General features: G+C 72.8%; 15 protein-coding genes. 7 read left to right on the top strand and 8 right to left on the bottom strand.

The window, feature by feature from the left end; genetic code table 11:
• The first annotated feature begins 6 nt into the window (after positions 1-6).
• Positions 7-3,621, top strand: a complete 3,615-nt coding sequence (metH, locus tag AB0A74_RS15725) for a methionine synthase (protein WP_358249895.1) — start codon at positions 7-9, stop codon at positions 3,619-3,621.
• 47 nt (positions 3,622-3,668) lie between these two features.
• Here the strand turns inward: metH and AB0A74_RS15720 are convergent, their stop codons facing one another.
• Entirely contained in the window at positions 3,669-5,012 is a 1,344-nt protein-coding gene (locus AB0A74_RS15720; protein ID WP_358249893.1) for a hypothetical protein, read from the bottom strand.
• 86 nt (positions 5,013-5,098) lie between these two features.
• Here AB0A74_RS15720 and AB0A74_RS15715 point away from each other — a divergent pair, with 86 nt between their 5' ends.
• The gene (locus AB0A74_RS15715) at positions 5,099-5,905 is read left to right on the top strand and encodes an alpha/beta fold hydrolase (protein WP_358249892.1); all 807 of its coding nucleotides are present in this window, start codon (positions 5,099-5,101) and stop codon (positions 5,903-5,905) included.
• Here the strand turns inward: AB0A74_RS15715 and AB0A74_RS15710 are convergent.
• The 3 genes from AB0A74_RS15710 to AB0A74_RS15700 form a co-directional block, all read right to left on the bottom strand.
• Positions 5,902-6,405, bottom strand: coding sequence for a molybdenum cofactor biosysynthesis protein (locus AB0A74_RS15710; RefSeq protein ID WP_358249890.1), 504 nt, complete (start codon positions 6,403-6,405; stop codon positions 5,902-5,904). The genes AB0A74_RS15715 and AB0A74_RS15710 overlap by 4 nt on opposite strands.
• 20 nt (positions 6,406-6,425) lie before the next feature.
• Positions 6,426-6,929, bottom strand: coding sequence for a peptide-methionine (S)-S-oxide reductase MsrA (gene msrA, locus AB0A74_RS15705; RefSeq protein ID WP_358249889.1), 504 nt, complete (start codon positions 6,927-6,929; stop codon positions 6,426-6,428).
• 115 nt (positions 6,930-7,044) lie between these two features.
• The gene (locus AB0A74_RS15700) at positions 7,045-8,433 is read right to left on the bottom strand and encodes a PLP-dependent aminotransferase family protein (protein WP_358249887.1); all 1,389 of its coding nucleotides are present in this window, start codon (positions 8,431-8,433) and stop codon (positions 7,045-7,047) included.
• Positions 8,434-8,506: 73 nt separating this feature from the next.
• Here AB0A74_RS15700 and AB0A74_RS15695 point away from each other — a divergent pair, with 73 nt between their 5' ends.
• Complete coding sequence (locus AB0A74_RS15695) at positions 8,507-9,664, top strand: aminotransferase class I/II-fold pyridoxal phosphate-dependent enzyme (protein WP_358249885.1); 1,158 nt, start codon at positions 8,507-8,509, stop codon at positions 9,662-9,664.
• A 54-nt stretch (positions 9,665-9,718) separates the two neighbouring features.
• Here AB0A74_RS15695 and AB0A74_RS15690 read toward each other — a convergent pair whose 3' ends face one another.
• A complete protein-coding gene (locus tag AB0A74_RS15690; RefSeq protein WP_358249883.1) occupies positions 9,719-10,561 on the bottom strand; it encodes an alpha/beta hydrolase in 843 nt (280 codons plus the stop codon).
• Positions 10,562-10,681: 120 nt separating this feature from the next.
• Between AB0A74_RS15690 and AB0A74_RS15685 the strand changes: the two genes are divergently transcribed.
• Positions 10,682-11,239: a TetR/AcrR family transcriptional regulator gene (locus AB0A74_RS15685; protein ID WP_358249882.1), complete on the top strand. Its 558-nt coding sequence runs from the start codon at positions 10,682-10,684 to the stop codon at positions 11,237-11,239.
• Here AB0A74_RS15685 and AB0A74_RS15680 read toward each other — a convergent pair.
• Positions 11,236-11,982, bottom strand: coding sequence for a hypothetical protein (locus tag AB0A74_RS15680; protein WP_358249880.1), 747 nt, complete (start codon positions 11,980-11,982; stop codon positions 11,236-11,238). The two genes, AB0A74_RS15685 and AB0A74_RS15680, sit on opposite strands and share 4 nt — an antisense overlap.
• A 109-nt stretch (positions 11,983-12,091) precedes the next feature.
• On the opposite strand from AB0A74_RS15680, the gene AB0A74_RS15675 reads away from it, so the two are divergent.
• Positions 12,092-12,394 (top strand): DUF1905 domain-containing protein, encoded by a 303-nt coding sequence (locus tag AB0A74_RS15675; protein ID WP_358249878.1) that lies wholly within the window; start codon positions 12,092-12,094, stop codon positions 12,392-12,394.
• A gap of 969 nt (positions 12,395-13,363) precedes the next feature.
• Here AB0A74_RS15675 and AB0A74_RS15670 read toward each other — a convergent pair.
• Positions 13,364-13,936: a D-alanyl-D-alanine carboxypeptidase family protein gene (locus AB0A74_RS15670; protein ID WP_358249877.1), complete on the bottom strand. Its 573-nt coding sequence runs from the start codon at positions 13,934-13,936 to the stop codon at positions 13,364-13,366.
• A complete protein-coding gene (gene bla / locus AB0A74_RS15665; RefSeq protein WP_358249875.1) occupies positions 13,933-14,874 on the bottom strand; it encodes a class A beta-lactamase in 942 nt (313 codons plus the stop codon). The genes AB0A74_RS15670 and bla overlap by 4 nt, the downstream gene beginning before the upstream one ends.
• An 82-nt stretch (positions 14,875-14,956) precedes the next feature.
• Between bla and AB0A74_RS15660 the strand changes: the two genes are divergently transcribed.
• Positions 14,957-15,823, top strand: a complete 867-nt coding sequence (locus tag AB0A74_RS15660) for a LysR family transcriptional regulator (RefSeq protein ID WP_358249873.1) — start codon at positions 14,957-14,959, stop codon at positions 15,821-15,823.
• Positions 15,820-16,731, top strand: a complete 912-nt coding sequence (locus AB0A74_RS15655; protein WP_358249872.1) for a serine hydrolase — start codon at positions 15,820-15,822, stop codon at positions 16,729-16,731. The genes AB0A74_RS15660 and AB0A74_RS15655 overlap by 4 nt, the downstream gene beginning before the upstream one ends.
• Positions 16,732-16,739: the final 8 nt, after the last annotated feature.

Raw genomic sequence — 16,739 nt, 5'->3', positions numbered from 1 at the left:
GTGCGGATGTCCGAGGCACTGCGGGAGCTGCTGGACCGGAAGGTCGCGGTGCTGGACGGCGCGTGGGGCACCATGCTCCAGGCCGCCGGGCTCGGGCCGGCCGACTACCGGGGCGACCTCATCGCGGACGCCCACCCCAAGGACGTCACCGGCGACCCCGACCTGCTCAACCTCACCCGCCCGGACGTCATCCTCGACGTCCACCGCCAGTACCTCGCGGCCGGCGCGGACATCACCACCACCAACACCTTCACCGCCACCGGCATCGGCCAGGCCGACTACGGCCTGGAGCACCTGGTCCGCGAGATGAACGTCCAGGGCGCGCGCCTGGCCCGCCAGGCCGCCGACGAGGCGGGCGGCAAGTTCGTCGCCGGCTCGGTCGGCCCGCTCAACGTCACCCTCTCCCTCTCGCCCCGCGTCGAGGACCCCGCCTACCGCGCCGTCACGTTCGACCAGGTCAAGGCCTCCTACGCGGAGCAGATCGCGGCGCTGGCCGAAGGCGGCGTGGACCTGCTGCTGGTCGAGACGATCTTCGACACGCTCAACGCCAAGGCCGCCATCGCCGCCGCCCGCGAGGTCGCGCCGCAGCTACCGCTGTGGATCTCGGTCACCATCGTGGACCTGTCCGGCCGCACGCTGTCCGGCCAGACCGTCGAGGCGTTCTGGCGGTCGGTCGAGCACGCCGAGCCGCTGGTGGTGGGCGTCAACTGCTCGCTGGGCGCGGCGGAGATGCGTCCGCACGTCGCCGAGCTGTCCCGGATCGCCGGCGCGTACACCGCGGCGCACCCCAACGCGGGTCTGCCCAACGCGTTCGGCGGCTACGACGAGACCCCGGACCAGACCGCGAGCCTGCTGCGGGAGTTCGCCGGCTCCGGCATCGTGAACCTGGTCGGCGGCTGTTGCGGCACCACCCCCGCCCACATCGCGCGCATCGCCGAGTCGGTCAGGGACCTGCGCCCCGGCCGCAAGCCGGTCACCGACGCGCCGCTCACCGCGTTCAGCGGCCTGGAGCCATTCGCGATCGGCGCGGACACCGGGTTCGTCATGATCGGCGAGCGCACGAACGTCACCGGTTCCAAGAAGTTCCGCCGGCTGATCGAGTCCGGCGACCACCAGGGCGCGGTGGACGTGGCGCTGGAGCAGGTGCGCGGCGGCGCGAACCTGCTCGACGTCAACATGGACGCCGACCTCCTCGACTCCGAGGAGGCGATGACCACCTTCCTCAACCTCATCGCCACCGAGCCGGAGATCGCGCGCGTGCCGATCATGGTGGACAGCTCGCGGTGGAGCGTGCTCGAAGCCGGCCTGAAGTGCGTGCAGGGCAAGGGCGTGGTCAACTCCATCAGCCTCAAGGAGGGCGAAGGCCCGTTCCTGGAGCAGGCGCGCGCGATCCGGGCCTACGGCGCGGGCGTGGTCGTGATGGCGTTCGACGAGCTGGGCCAGGCCGACACCGCCGCCCGCAAGGTCGAGATCTGCGGCCGGGCCTACGACCTGCTCGTCAACGAGGTCGGGTTCCCGCCGCAGGACATCATCTTCGACCCGAACGTGCTGGCCGTCGCGACCGGCATCGCCGAGCACGACGAGTACGCCAAGGCGTTCATCGACGCCCTGCCGCTGATCAAGCAGCGCTGCCCGGGCGCCCGCACCAGCGGCGGCATCTCGAACCTGTCGTTCTCCTTCCGCGGCAACGACGTCATCCGCGAGGCGATGCACTCGGCGTTCCTGTTCCACGCGGTGCGCGCCGGCCTGGACATGGGCATCGTCAACGCCGGTCAGCTCGCCGTCTACGAGGACATCCCGGCCGACCTGCTCGAACTGGTCGAGGACGTGCTGTTCAACCGCCGCCCCGACGCCACCGACCGGCTGGTCGCGCACGCCGAGACGGTCAAGGGCAGCGGCACGAAGCGGGTCGCCGACCTGTCCTGGCGCGAGGCCCCCGTCGCCGAGCGGCTCGCGCACGCGCTCGTGCACGGCATCGTGGACTTCATCGAGGAGGACACCGAGGAGGCCCGGCAGCAGGCCAAGCGGCCCCTGGAGGTCATCGAGGGTCCGCTGATGGACGGCATGAAGATCGTCGGCGACCTGTTCGGCTCGGGCAAGATGTTCCTGCCGCAGGTGGTCAAGAGCGCCCGCGTGATGAAGCGCTCGGTGGCCTACCTGGAGCCGTTCATGGAGGCGGAGAAGGAGAAGGCCCGCGCCGAGGGCCGCGTCGACACCTCCGGCGGCCCCGGCAAGATCGTGCTGGCCACGGTGAAGGGCGACGTCCACGACATCGGCAAGAACATCGTCGGCGTCGTGCTGGGCTGCAACAACTACGAGGTGATCGACTTGGGCGTGATGGTCCCGTCCTCGGTCATCATCGACACCGCGATCGCCGAGGGCGCGTCCGCGATCGGCCTGTCCGGCCTGATCACGCCGTCGCTGGACGAGATGGTCACGGTCGCCTCGGACATGCAGCGCCGGGGCGTGAAGCTGCCGCTGCTCATCGGCGGCGCGACCACCTCCCGCCAGCACACGGCCGTGCGCATCGCGCCCGCGTTCGAGGGCACCACCGTGCACGTCGCCGACGCCTCGCGCGTGGTGGGCGTGGTGTCCGAGCTGCTCGACCCCGACCGCGTCGAGGGCCTGGACGAGCGCAACCGCGCCGAGCAGGAACGGCTGCGGCGGCAGCACGAGGACCGCAAGCGGGTCGCCCTGCTGACCCTGGAGCAGGCGCGGGCCAACCGCGAGCAGGTGCCGTTCGAGGACCTGCCCACCCCGGAGTTCACCGGCCTGCGGGTGGTCGAGCCGACGCTGGCCGAGCTGCGCGAGATGATCGACTGGCAGTTCTTCTTCCTGGCCTGGGAGGTCAAGGGCAAGTACCCGGCCGTCCTGGACAACCCGGTGGCCCGCGACCTGTTCGCCGACGCCAACGCCCTGCTCGACGAGATCGTGGCGAACGGGTCGTTCCAGGCCCGCGGCGTGCTGGGCTTCTGGCCGGCCGCGTCCACCGGCGACGACCTGGTGCTGTCCACCGACGGCGGCGAGGTGCGCTTCCCGATGCTGCGCCAGCAGACCGCGAAGCCCGACAGCCGCCCCAACCGCAGCCTGGCCGACTACGTCGCGCCCGAAGGCGACCACCTGGGCGCGTTCGCCGTGGCCATCCACGGCGCCGAGGACCTGGCCGCCCGCTACGAGGCCGAGCACGACGACTACCGGGCCATCATGGTCAAGACGCTGGCCGACCGCCTGGCCGAGGCGTTCGCCGAGCACATCCACCTCAAGGCGCGGCAGGCGTGGTTCGAGCCCGGTTCGACGCCGGTGCTGGAGGACCTGCACGCCGAGAAGTTCCGCGGCATCCGGCCCGCGATGGGGTACCCGGCGTGCCCGGACCACAGCCAGAAGCAGGCCCTGTTCGCCCTGCTCGACGCCGAGTCGGTCGGCCTGGGCCTGACCGGGTCGTTCGCGATGACCCCGGCGGCGGCGGTCAGCGGCCTGATCTTCGCCAACCCGGCCGCCCGCTACTTCACCGTCGGGCGCATCGGCCGCGACCAGGTGCAGGACTACGCGGCCCGCAGCGGCGTGCCGGTGGCCGAGGTGGAGCGCTGGCTGCGCCCCAACCTCGCCTACGACGTGGAGTGACCCGCCGGGGTGGTGGGGCTCCCGGACGCCCCACCACCCGCCGGGCCTCAGCCCACGACCACCTGCGTGACCGACGGTCCGGGCAGCGTCACGGCGACCGCGCCGCCCACCACGGGCCGCGACCCGAGGTCGGTGGGCTTGGCGTAGCTGACCGTGCCGCCGTCCTTCTGGTGCACGCGGGCGGAGGCGCCCGCGCCGACGGAGATCACCGCGTCGCGCGCCACCATCCCCTTGTTGACCAGCACCACGACCTTCGGGTCGGCGGAGGCGAACACCTCGACCCCGTCCAGCGTGGTCGAGGAGCGGACCAGGTTCGCGCCGAAGTGCGCGAGCTGCGTGCCCTGCTGGCCGGTGAAGAACCCGATGCCCTGGTAGAGCGGCATCCGCTCGTTCACGCCCGCGCCGTTGGCGTTGGGCTGGTCGTAGAGCAGGCCCAACGCGCCGTTCTTGTCGCCGTAGGCGTACCCCCGGGCCCCCGCCGCCGCGAGCCGGCCGAACACGCTGGCGCTCCACCAGATCGCCGCGTTGCGGTACTGCACGGCCTCCGCGCCGATGTTCTGGCACCCGGCCGGGTCGGGGTGCACGCCCCAGTCGGAGTTGGTCTCGCCGACCTGGATGCCGATCGCCCCGGCCCGCGCCGGCACGACCTCGGCGATGATCGCCCGGACCGCCTCCACGTCGGTGGTCCACTGCACGGTGTCGGCGAGCAACTGGCTGTCGCACACGGCTTTCTCGCCCGCGCCGTACTTGTGGAAGTCGACGAAGTCCGTGCGCGTGCCGCTGACGGCGAGGAAGTCCCGGAGGTAGGCCATGTTCGGGTCGCCCACGGCCGGCCCGCCGACGCTGATGGCCGGATCGACCGCCTTCATGGCGTCGTACGCGGCGTTGAAACGCGCCCCGTACGCGGCGGCGGACCCGTCGGGCTTGGTGTTGGGCTCGTTGCCGACGATCCACCGCCCGACGCGGTTCCCGCCGAGGTTGAAGTGCCGCACCAGGTTGGCGGCGTCCACGGCGTCCTCCGGCACGATCACCACCGGCTCGGCCCCGAGCGACTTGATCGCCGACACCCAGGCGTCCCCGGTCACCGCGGTCTCCGCGCCCGCGCCGCCGGCGACGATCGCGCTGCGCGGGTCACCGGGCGTGGTGTAGCGCAGTTCCATGCGCAACGACCCGAACCGCCCGGCGAGCATGTCCCGGTGCTGCTGGTCGTTGGTGATGTACCGGCCGTAGCCGTACCCGGTGATGTCGGCGCTGAAGGCGTCCCGCGGCACCGGTCGGACGACCGATCCGAAGTCGACGACCACGTTGGCCTCGGCCGCCTGGACCGGCGCGGCCACCAGCGGGAGGAGCGCGACGGCGACGACCGCCGCGCCCGAGTGCGCTTTACGCAAGGAGACCTCTCCCATGAACCAGTCCGGCGCGAGCCGGACACCCCAGTAGTCTTGATCAACCTACGTGGCCGACCGGGGAGAGGGACATGCCGCACACCGCCGCCGCGGACGGCACCGCCATCGGGTTCGACGTGGCGGGTTCGGGCGAGCCCCTGGGGCTGCTGGCCGGGCAGGCGAACTCGCGGCACTGGTGGGACCCGGTCCGCGCCGACTTCGCCGCCGTCCACCGCACGGTCGCGCCGGACACCGTGGGCACGGGGGAGAGCGACGAGCCCGCCGACGGCCGGTACGCCGTCGACCGGTTCGCCGCGGACGTCGTCGCCGTGCTGGACGAGCTCGGGATCGCCCGCGCGCACGTCTACGGCACGTCGATGGGCGGGCGGGTCGCGCAACGGCTGGCCCTGGACCACCCCGACCGGGTGGGGGCGCTGGTGATCGGCTGCACGTCGCCGGGCGGCGCCGGCGCGCTGCTCGCGGACCCGGAGGTGGTGCGCCCGCTGGCGCTGTCCAAGCGGCAGGCGCGGGAGGCGTTGCTGGGGCTGATGTTCACGCCGGAGTACGTGCGGCGGCACACCGGGCCGTACCACGTGCTCGGCGACCCCGGGATGTCCCTGGCGGCGCGGCGCGGCCACAAGCGGGCCAGTGACGCGCACGACGCGTGGGACGAGCTGGCGGGGATCACCGCGCCGACCCTGGTGCTGCACGGGTCGGACGACCTGTTCACCCCCGTGGACAACGCGAAACGCCTGGCCACGCGCATCCCGGGGGCGGAACTGGTGATCTTCGAGGGTGCCCGGCACGCCTACTTCGAGGAGTTCCGCGACCGGGCGACCCCGGCCGTCCTCGACTTCCTGGCCCGCCACCCGTTGCGGGACCAACCGTTGCGGGACTAGCCGTTGTCGAGCCGGACCGTCAGGGTCGCCGGACCCAGCCGGAGCACGCCGTCGTCCAGCGGCACGCACCGCATGCCGCCCTTGCCGCGCAGGCCCTTCATCGTGCCCGCGCCCAGGACCGCGTCCAGCCACCCGCACGGGTTGGCCGGCCGGTGGGTCCGGAAGCGGACCGGGCCGTCGCCCGAGTCGAGGCTGAACTCCGCGCCCCGGGCGAGGCCGTTGACGTCGAAGCCGCGCAGGACGACGTTGCGGCGGACCAGCAGCGGGTCCAGGCCGTCGCCGAGCGCGTCCAGGGCCTCGACCGCGAAGACCGTGACGGCCGCGTCGCGGTGGGCGGGGTGGTTGAAGTACCGGTCGCCGAGCAGGCCCAGGCCCGCCCGGACCACGACGTGGTCGCGGGCGACGGGCGCGGGGTCCGGGCGGGGGCCGTCGGCGGGCCTGCCCTCGTAGGCGTGCACGCTCGACACGTGCAGCGCCACCACCTCGACCGGCGTGCTCACCGCTCGCTCGACCGGCGTGCTCACCGCTCGCCGAGCTGCCAGTCCGGGCGCACGTAGTGGCAGGTGTACCCGTTCGGGTAGCGCTCCAGGTAGTCCTGGTGCTCGGGCTCGGCCTCCCAGAAGTCGCCCAGCTGGGCGACCTCGGTGACGACCTTGCCGGGCCACTTCCCGGAGGCGTCGACGTCGGCGATGGTCGCCTCGGCCACCCGCTTCTGCTCGTCGCCGTCGTAGAAGACGGCCGAGCGGTAGCTGGTGCCGATGTCGTTGCCCTGGCGGTTGCGGGTCGTCGGGTCGTGGATCTGGAAGAAGAACTCCAGGATCTGCCGGTAGCTCAGCTGCGCGGGGTCGTAGACGATCTCGATCGCCTCGGCGTGCGTGCCGTGGTTGCGGTAGGTGGCGTTGGGGACGTCCCCGCCGGTGTAGCCCACCCGGGTGGACAAGACGCCGGGGTGGCGGCGGAACAGGTCTTGCATGCCCCAGAAGCACCCGCCCGCGAGGACGGCCTTCTCGGTGACAGTGGCCATGTGGTCGCTCCGCTCCTCGAATCCGATACCTGTCCAGGTGAACGCTCTCACGTCCCCCACCAATCCCGACACCGCTGTGATCTCACCCGCGCGGGTGCGCCGCCGCCGCCACCGATCACACGGCGATGGTCGGCACGACCGGCGGACCCGCCGGTTCGGTCGCGAAGCGACGCCACGCCGCCGCCAACCCGGTCACCGCCCGCGTGATCACCTCCGGCTGGGCGACGAACGGCAGGCGCAGCCGGTCCGTGCTCCCGCCGGACGGGTCCAGCGCGCCTCCCGGCAGCACCGCCACCCCGTGCCGCAACGCGACCTGCGCGTAAGCGGCGGCATCGGCGCCCGGCAACCGCACCCACAACGTCTGCCCGCCCGTCGCCGCCGTGAACTCCCACTCCGGCAACTCCGAGCGCAGCAACCCGCATAGGTGATCGTGGCTCGCCCGCAGGAACGCCACCCGCTCGCCCCGCACGGCCTCGAAATCACGCATCAACTCGACCGCCGCGAGCTGCTCCACCACCGCGCTGCCCAGGTCGTGCACGGCCTTGAACCGCGCCAACCGCGCCACCACCGCCCGCGGGGCCCGCACCCACCCCACCCGCATCCCGCCCCACACGATCTTGCTCAACGACCCCACCGTGATCACCGACGGCGCCGCCGGGGGAGCGGGCGCGGTGAAATCCAGGTGCGCCAACGCGTCGTCGAACACCAACGGCACCTCACCGGCCACCCGCACCAACCGCCGCCGCCCCAACGGGCTCAGCGACGACCCGGTCGGGTTGTGGCACGTCGGCACCGCGTACACCAACGCCGGGCGCACCCCCGCCAGCGCGTCGGCCAACCCGCCGGGCGGCGCGTGCCGGAGCACGGCGGCGGCCTCGCGGAACAGGTCCAGGGCACCGGGGTACGTCGGCGCCTCCACCAGCACCTCGTCGCCCGGCGCGACCAACGCCCGGGTGATCAACGCCAATGCCTGCTGACCACCGGTGGTCACCAGCACCTCATCGGGTGAAGTGGGTGTACCCGATGAGGTGTAGTGCGCGGCCAGAGCCGCTCGCAGCGCCGGCAGGCCCAACGGGTGGTAGCCCATGTCGTCGGGCAGGCGGGACAGCGCTCGCCGGTGCGCCTCGACGACCGACGCCGGCGGGCTCAACGGCCCGGCGCACGCGAACTGGAGGACACCGTCGGGCGGCTCCAGCAGGTTCAGGAACATCGGGTTCGCCGTCTCCGCCCGCGCGGGCGACGGCCCGGCCTGCGGCACCCACGTCCCGCTGCCGCGCCGCCGGACCAGCCGACCCTCCTGGCGCAACAGGTCGTACGCGGCCACGACGGTGGTGCGCCCGACCGCCAGCCCGGCGGCCAGCACCCGGTCCGGCGGGAGCAGCGTGCCGCCGGGCACCCGGCCCTCGTCGATCAGCTCGCGCAACCTCGACGCCAGCAACAGGTACAGCGACCCGCGCCCGGCGGACCACCGTCCGAGCGCGCCGACCAGCTCGTCCACCGCCATTGGCCTCACAAGCAGACCAATCTAGTCGAATTGGCTCTCGGCACGGACCAATCCCGCGCCCAAGATCGATCCCATGCGCCCAGACACCCGACTCGTCCACCCGGCCGTCCCCGACCTGACCGGCAGCCGCCCGCTGGCCGTGCCGCTGCACCAGACCTCCGGCTTCGCGTTCAGCGACCCGGACACCTTCGCCGACGCGATGAACCGCCCGGACGGGGCCTTCGTCTACACCCGCCTGGGCAACCCGACCGTCCGCACCCTGGAGAACGCCCTGGCCGACCTGGAAGGCGGCGCCGCCGCGCTGGCCACGTCCTCCGGCATGGGCGCGATCAACGCGGTCCTGCTCGCCACCCTCTCCGCCGGCGACCACGTGATCGCCCAGCGCTCCCTCTACGGCGGCACCCACGCCCTCCTGCACGACCTGGCGGCCCGCTGGGGGATCGAGCTGACCTTCGTCGGCGGCCACGACCCCGCCGAGGTCCGCGCCGCGCTGCGCCCCACGACCCGGGCCCTCTACCTGGAGACGATCTCCAACCCGACCGGCCACGTCAGCGACCTGGCGGCGCTGTCGGCGGCGTCCGGCGACGCGCTGGTGGTCGTGGACAACACCTTCGCCACGCCGCTGCTGTGCCGGCCGATCGAGCACGGTGCGGACGTCGTCGTGCACTCGACCACGAAGTACCTGGGCGGCCACAGCGACGTCACCGGGGGCGTGGCGGTGTTCGCCGACGCCGAGCGCCACCGCCACGTCTGGCAGCACGGCGTCGAGCTGGGCGTGACCCCGGACCCGTTCGCGGCCTGGCTCACGCTGCGCGGCCTGCGCACCCTGGCGCTGCGGATGCGCCGGCACGAGGAGAACGCCGCGGTCCTGGCCCACCGCCTGGTCGGGCACCCGTCCGTGCGGGCCGTCCACTGGCCGGGCCTGCCCACTCACCCCGGCCACGACGTGGCGGCCAAGCTGCTGGACGGGTTCGGCAGCGCGTTCTCGTTCGACCTGGCCGACGCGGAGGCGGGCCGGCGGTTCGTCAAGGCGCTCGACCTGGTGCACCTGGCCCCGTCGCTGGGCGGCACGGAGACGCTCGTGCTGCACCCGGCCAGCACGTCCCACCGCCAGCTCACCGAGGAGGAGTTGAACGCGGCGGGCATCTCCGGCGGGACGATCCGGCTCTCGGTCGGCATCGAGGACCCCGACGACCTGTGGGACGACATCGCCCGGGCCCTCACCGCGTAGGACGGCCCCGCGCTCCGCCCGGGAGGCACCCGTGCGGAGCGCGTGGGGTCCGGCTCAGGCGGCCAGGAACTTCACCAGGATCTGGGCGATCTCGTCGCCGTGGGTCCACAGGAAGCCGTGCGGCGCGCCCTCGATCTCGATGTACTGCGCGTTCGGCAGCCGCTTGGCGAACTCGCGGCCGGAGGCGTCGACCGGGAGGATGCGGTCGCCGGTGCCGTGGACGATCAGCGTCGGCACGCCGCTCTCCTCGATCTTCGGGATGTCGGCCCGGAAGTCGGTCAGCCAGGACTGCACCACGGCCCACGACGCCTTCGCGCCCGCGCCGGCCGCGATCGCGTAGCTGGTGCGCACGGCCGCCTCGCTGATCCGCGTGCCCAGGTTCTCGTCGAGGTTGTAGAAGTCGGCGTAGAACTGGTCGAACCAGGCGTAGCGGTCGGACTTGGCGGCGGCCTCGATGCCCGCGAACACCGAGCCGTCCACCCCGGTCGGGTTGTCGTCGGTCTTGAGCAGGTAGGGCTCCAGGGACGCCAGGAACGCGGCCTTGGCCACCCGCGCCGAGCCGTGGCGGGCCAGGTAGCGGCCGACCTCGCCGGTGCCCATGGAGAAGCCGACCAGGACGACGTCGGTCAGCTCCAGCGTGGTCAGGACCTGGTGCAGGTCGTCGGCGAAGGTGTCGTAGTCGTAGCCGGTGCTGGGCTGGCTGGACTGGCCGAAGCCGCGGCGGTCGTAGGTGATGACGCGGTGGCCGGCCTCCAGCAGGGCCTGCTCCTGCTTCTCCCAGGACGCGCCGGACAACGGGTAGCCGTGGATCAGCACGACCGGCTGCCCGGCGCCGCGGTCGGTGTAGTGGAGGTTGATGTCGGCGGTGTTCTCCTGCCCGACCTTGATGTACGGCATGTCCGGTTCCTTCCTCGGGGCTTGCTCGGTGACGTGGTCGAAGTTATTACCGAACGATCGGTAAAGCAATGTGGGCAAGGCTACCTTGCGTCTTGACCGTTCGTTCGGTAAACATGTGGTATGGCGCGTCCACCGTCGGTGCAGGACGACGAGTTGTACGACCGGCTCGCGGAGGTGTTCCGCACGACCGGCTACGAGGGCGCATCCTTGGGCGCGCTCGCCGAGTCCACCGGGCTCAAGCGCGCGTCGCTCTACCACCGGTTCCCCGACGGCAAGGCGCAGATGGCCGAGGCCGTGATGGGGCGCGTGGAGCGGCTGTTCCACGAGCTGCTGGAACCGATGCGCACCGACCCCGACCCGCGCACGGGCATCATGCGCACGGCGGAGCGGATCAGCGCGTTCTACGGCGGCGGGCTGCTGTCGTGCGTGCTGGACACCCTGCCGCTCAGCGGCGCACCCGAGGGCGTGCGGCGGCGTGCGGCGCAGGTCGCCGAGGTGTGGATCTCCGCGATGGCCGACGTGGCCCGCCGGGGCGGCCGGTCACCCGAGGACGCGCGCGCGGCGGCCGAGGACGCCTTCGCCTGGGCCGAGGGCGGCCTGGTCTACGGGCGGCTGTTCGACGACGGCGCCCCGTTCCGCCGCGCCCTGGCCCGGCTGCCCGAACTGCTGCTGGGCTAGCGGACCCGCGCGAAGGCGGCGGCCAAGCCCTTCTTGACCTCCTCGGCGACCTTGTCGGGCAGGTCCGGCGGGTCGTTCTCGCTGCTCACGACGTCCACCGACACGGAGATCACGGTCCGCCCGACGCGGTAGGTGTGGCGGCTGAACGAGCCGTTGGCCGGTTGCGGCCCGTCGCCGGTGTCGGCGTGCAGCTGGTAGCGGACGTACCCCTCGTAGCCGTTCTCCCCGAGGCCCGGCCCGGAGGTCTCGGCGGTCTTCATCGACAACCGCTGGTCACCGGCGTCCTTCTGCTCCTTCTCCAGCGCCGCGCGGCGGCACTCGACGTACGCGCCGGACTTGCGCGTCTCCACCCACTCCTTCGCCCCGCTCTCGTCGGGGAACACGGCGGAGGTCGAGGAGACGTACCACTTCGCGTCGCCGCGCTGCAGCTGCGGGCCGACGTGGCGGGCGGACAGCGGCAGCTTGGCGTACTGCGTGTCGTAGCCGCAGTCGCCCTCGGTCAGCGCCTCGGCCGCCGTCTCGGGCCGGAAGACCGCCCACGGCCCGCCGAGGTCGTTCGGGGTGAGCACGGCGGCCTGGGCCAGGGCGGTGGTCGCGGGGTCGGCGGTGGGCGCCGCGGACGTCGTCGGCCGCGGCGGGTCGCCGGTGACCGACGGGGCGGTGCTCTCCTCACCGCCGCCGCACCCGGCCAGCGCGAGCGCCGACACCACGGCCACGACCCGTACCCAGCGTGAGGCGTCCACCGGTCACCCGCTTCCCGATGCATCGTCCAGCGTGGACAGTCACCGTAAGCGCTGCCGGGGCGTCCCGCCCGTCGGCGGAATTGTCGGTGGTCCGTGCGATCCTCGCGCTGTGGTCATCGACTTCGACGCCGAACTGTGGATCTGGGACGCCCGCCGCGACGACAGCTGGGTGTTCGTGAGCCTGCCCGCGGAGTCCTCGGAGGACATCCGCGAGCTGGCCGGCGGCGCGCGCCGCGGGTTCGGTTCGGTGCGCGTGCGGGTCACGGTGGGCGGCACGTCGTGGTCCACGTCGATCTTCCCGGACAGCGCCCGGGGGTGTTACGTGCTGCCGGTCAAGCGGGCGGTGCGCAAGGCGGAGTCGTTGGAGGTGGGCGACGTGGCGACGGTGACCGTGGAACTGCTCGACCTCTGACCGCTGACCGCGCTGGACGCCGGCGTGACCGTCGGTGCGCACTCCGACGCCGGCGGCGAAGGGGCGGCCCGCTACGCGCAATGTGCCGCCGTCGCCGGCGCGGGGGTCTTGCCGTCAGTCCGGTCGCCCTCGGTAGCTCTGCAGCCGTGGGGGTTCCGCAACTGCTCAAGCAGTAGCTCCTGGCGGACACCGTCGCGGCAGTCCTACAGGCACCCCTGCCATGCCGGGGGAGGCATGCCTCTAACGATCGGCGGCGTGGCCGGCCAGTCGTCGAGGAGGTCGGGCGCGGGAAATAGTCCAACCGTGGGGTCGCGGGCAGCCAAAGCGGTGTTCGTTCGGGTGATCTCCAACGACGCCGCATGACTGCGGGGTGGTCGCCGGACCGAGTCGGTTGAGTGAGACGTAGGTGGGCCTCCCCCTGCACTCAACCGCACCTAGAGAGCGCCCATGGCCACGCGGTACTACAAGCCTGACGCCCGGGCGACACTCGCCGCATTCAGTGCTGGTACCCGCTACTGGCCAGGGTGCGGTGAACAGCTCCTTCGCTGGGAGAAGGGCAAGTACTGGATCGGGCTCGACATCGCTCACATCTGCGCGCTGAACCCGGCCGGCCCGCGCTACAACCCCGCGATGTCCGACCAGCAACGCAATGACTTCCCGACCCTGATCTGCCTCTGCCGGTTGCACCACCGCATCGTTGACGAGGGAGACGGTTCGGCTTACCCGGTCGCGCTGTTGCGCGAGTGGAAGACCGAGCGGGAGACCGAGGGACAGCAGCGTCTTCGGGCTCAATCTCCGGTGACGAGGAAGCGGCCCGCCTCATGCGGGAGCTGCGAGACGAGGTGGAGGAAGCCCGTCGCAGCGGCTCCATCATCAACCTGGACACCGCGGCGATGCTCAGCCGAGCCGCCCACCTGCTTCAGAGCTTGCCCGACAGCTCGGTCACGTTGAGCGACCTACGAGGATCAGCTAGCCGGTCGCGCTGGGCAGTAGGGGTGGGCAGCCGGTTGTCGTGTAGGTCGGGTCGTATTCGAAGTGCCAGTACTCGTTGTCGTAGCGGCGGCACCAGCCCAGTGTGGCCGCGTTGCGTTCTACCCACAGTGCCGACGAGTGCGGCTGGATGTCCACCGCGCGTCCCTTGACGTGTTGGGAGCGCTCCGGTGGCAGCACGTACTTCGCGGCCAGTTCCTCCGTGCCGAACTTGCGCACGGCGTCCTCGAACTCCGCCCGCTGTTGGGCGTTGCTGCGCTTGCCGTCGTTGAGGCACAGGCGGACGTTCTGGGCGGCCGCCGCCGCGGTCAGGCGGTGCCATGCGGCCAGGACGTCCGGGTGCAGGCCCTCGGGGTTCTCGTTGACGTACCGGTTGTCCAGGTCGCACACCGAGCCGGTCGGCGGGCCCGGGACCTCTTCGAGGATCGCCAGCGGACGTCCCGGCTGCGGGTCGTAGACGGGCAACCGGTGGTCGAGGCCGAGGTAGACCACCGCGCCGGTGGCGAGCAGGAGGACGACGACCAGGGTCAGGACGGTGGTGCGCAGGCTCATGTCAGGGTTTCCGCCACGTAGGCCGCGGCCTGGGCCAGGAGGGCTTCGTCGTACTTCGCGTCGGGCTCGGGCTTGTCGGACATGATCGCGATGACCAGCGGTTGCGCACCGGGCGGCCAGGCGAAGGCGATGTCGTTCATCGTGCCGTGGTCGCCGGTGCCGGTCTTGTCGGCCGCCCGCCAGCCCGGGGGCAGCCCGGCGCGGATGCGGCGGGTGCCGGTGGTGCTGCGTTCGAGGAGGTCCCGGAGGAAGTCGCGCTTCTCCGGCGGCAGGGCGTCACCCAGGACGACCTCGCGGTAGGTGGTCCCGATCGCCCGGGGCGTGGTGGTGTCGCGGGGGTCGCCCGGGATCGCGCTGGTCAGGTCCGGTTCCCACCGGTCCAGGCGGGTGACCTGGTCGCCGATCCCCCGGACGAACCCGGTGAAGCCCGCCGGGCCGCCCACCTCGCGCAGGAGGAGGTTGCCGGCGGTGCCGTCGCTGTGGCGGACGGCCGCGTCGCACAGGTCGCGCAGGGACATGCCGGTGGCGACGTGCTGCCTGGTGATGGTGGAGCTCCTCATCAGGTCCGTTTCCGAATAGGTCACCAGCGTGTCCAGGTGGGACAGCGGGTGGCGGTGCAGGACGGCCGCCGCGGCCAGGCCCTTGAACGTCGAGCAGAACGCGAAGCGCTCGTCGGCGCGGTGGGCGATGGTCGCGCCGGAACCGGTGTCCACTGCGTAGACGCCCAGGCGCGCCGCGAAGTTGCTCTCCAACTCGAACAAACGCGAGTGGTGCTCGACCGCCCACGTGGTGGTGGGCGGGGCAGCCGTCGTGGTCGAAGCGGCCGGCGAGGTGGACTGCGGGGCGGGCGGCGGGGTCGTGCAGGCGGCCAGGGGCAGGAGGGCCGCGCCGAGCAGCGTGCGGCGGGTCAGTCGGGCGGGCACCGTGCGTCCAGTCACGACAGCCAGGGTTCCAGCGCCCGGCTATGCCGTCCAAGACGGGATCGATCCGATCGATGCCGATCCGGCATATAGTGAGCGTGTGGACGTGGTCGCGGCGTGCAAGGCGTTCGTCTCCGTCAGCGGGTGCGGGAGCTTCACGGCCGGGGCCGCCGCCGCGCGCATCCCGCAGTCGGTGGCCAGCCGGCGGATCGCGGCGCTGGAGAAGCACCTCGGCGAGCGGCTGCTCACGCGGTCCTCGCGCAGCGTTTCGCTCACCCCGTTCGGACGGGAGCTGCTGCCCTCCGCGCGGCGGCTGGTGGAGCTGGCCGAGGCGTTGGAGCACGACGCCGAGCGGGCCCGGCTGCGACCGTTCCGGCTGGCGGTGCCGCTGGTCACCGCCGCGCGGCCGTTGGCCCGGCTGGTCGCCGACGCCCGCCGGCACGACCTGACCCTGGACCCGCACCCCGCGCCGCCGGCCCGGCGCGCCGAACTCGCCCGGACCCTGGAGGTGCGGGCCGCGCTGGTCGCGGTGCCGCCGGACGACGGCGTGTGGCGGGTGCCGCTCGGGCTCGCCGGCCGCGACGACCCCGGACCGGCCACCGCCGTCTACGTCGAGACGCTGCGCGCCGGCCGCGCCGACCGGGGCCCGCGCCGCCGGATCTGGGTCGAGGCCGAGGACGACGTGCCGCACGTCCGCGACCGGATCACCCGCCTCGGCGACGCCGTCGGGCTGCGACCCGCGCAGGTGGTCGTCACGTCCTCGCTGGTCGCGGCCACCGCCGAGGTCCTCGCCTCCGCCGACCTCCTGCTGTGCTCGCCCGCCCAGGCCGACGACCTCGGACTGCACTGGCGCCCGATCGGCGAGGTGCGGGTCGCGCGCGGCTACGACGTCACGGCCCGGTCCCGCGACGACGCCCACCGCGTCCGCGCGCTCCCGCTGGTCGGCCCGTGCCTGGGGGCGTCGTGACCACCGGCGTGCTGCGCGACCTGCGCGCGGCGCTGGACGACGGCGGCCTGCGCGGCTCGTTCCTGGTCCGCGACCTGGACACCGGCGACGAGCTGGGCATCGACCCCGAGGTGGAGTTCCCGGTCGCGTCGCTGGTCAAGGTGCCGCTGGCGGTGGCCACGCTGGAACGCGTCGCGCGCGGCGAACTCGACCCGGCCACGCCCGTCGCGCTCGCCCCCGGCCGCAGCGCGACCCCCGGCCCGACCGGCGTCAGCAAGTTCCGCCACCCGGCCACCATCGCGCTGGAGGACCTGCTCTACCTGAGCACGTCCATCAGCGACAGCGTCGCCGCCGACGCCCTGTTCGCCCTCACCCCGCCCGCGGCCGTCACCGCCGAGCTGCGCCGGCTGGGCTACGACGGCATCGCGGTCCGCCACCTGGTGCAGGACCTGGTCGAGACGCCGGCCGAGCGGTTCGCGCCCGCCGACGTCCACCTGGCCCACTCGCTGGCGATCACGGCCGCCACCGAGGGACGCGGCCACCCCGTGCCGCAGCTGGACATCAGCCGGGCCAACGCCGGGTCGGCGCGCGCGTTCGTGGACCTGTTGCAGGGCCTGTGGCGGCCCACGACCATCACGCCGGCGGTCGCCGCCCGGGTGCGGGAGCTGATGCGGGACAACGTGCTGCGGCACCGGCTGGCCCCGGACTTCATGTCCGACGCGACCCGGTGGGCGTCCAAGACCGGCACGGTGCTCAACATGCGGCACGAGGTGGGCGTGGTCGAGCACGCCGACGGCCAGACCTACGCGGTGGCGGCGTTGACGCAGTCCCGGGTGCCCGCCGTCGTGCAGCCGGGCGCCGAGGCGTTGATGGCGCAGGTGGCGCGGACGCTGCGGGACCGGTTGCGGATGTATTCAAATTCGCCGTGACCGGGTAA

The sequence above is a fragment of the Saccharothrix sp. NPDC042600 genome (assembly GCF_040647305.1).
GTDB classification, from domain to species: domain Bacteria; phylum Actinomycetota; class Actinomycetes; order Mycobacteriales; family Pseudonocardiaceae; genus Actinosynnema; species Actinosynnema mutabilis.
The sequence above is the reverse complement of the archived record's forward strand: the minus strand, read 5'-3'. Positions and strand labels throughout refer to the sequence as shown.

What these genes read in the sequence shown, in the direction of transcription:
- metH (WP_358249895.1), top strand. Translation starts at nt 7, where the DNA reads ATGTCCGAGGCACTGCGGGAGCTGCTGGACCGGAAGGTCGCGGTGCTG.
- AB0A74_RS15715 (WP_358249892.1), top strand. Translation starts at nt 5,099, where the DNA reads ATGCCGCACACCGCCGCCGCGGACGGCACCGCCATCGGGTTCGACGTG.
- msrA (WP_358249889.1), bottom strand. Translation starts at nt 6,929, where the DNA reads ATGGCCACTGTCACCGAGAAGGCCGTCCTCGCGGGCGGGTGCTTCTGG.
- AB0A74_RS15700 (WP_358249887.1), bottom strand. Translation starts at nt 8,433, where the DNA reads ATGGCGGTGGACGAGCTGGTCGGCGCGCTCGGACGGTGGTCCGCCGGG.
- AB0A74_RS15695 (WP_358249885.1), top strand. Translation starts at nt 8,507, where the DNA reads ATGCGCCCAGACACCCGACTCGTCCACCCGGCCGTCCCCGACCTGACC.
- AB0A74_RS15690 (WP_358249883.1), bottom strand. Translation starts at nt 10,561, where the DNA reads ATGCCGTACATCAAGGTCGGGCAGGAGAACACCGCCGACATCAACCTC.
- AB0A74_RS15685 (WP_358249882.1), top strand. Translation starts at nt 10,682, where the DNA reads ATGGCGCGTCCACCGTCGGTGCAGGACGACGAGTTGTACGACCGGCTC.
- AB0A74_RS15670 (WP_358249877.1), bottom strand. Translation starts at nt 13,936, where the DNA reads ATGAGCCTGCGCACCACCGTCCTGACCCTGGTCGTCGTCCTCCTGCTC.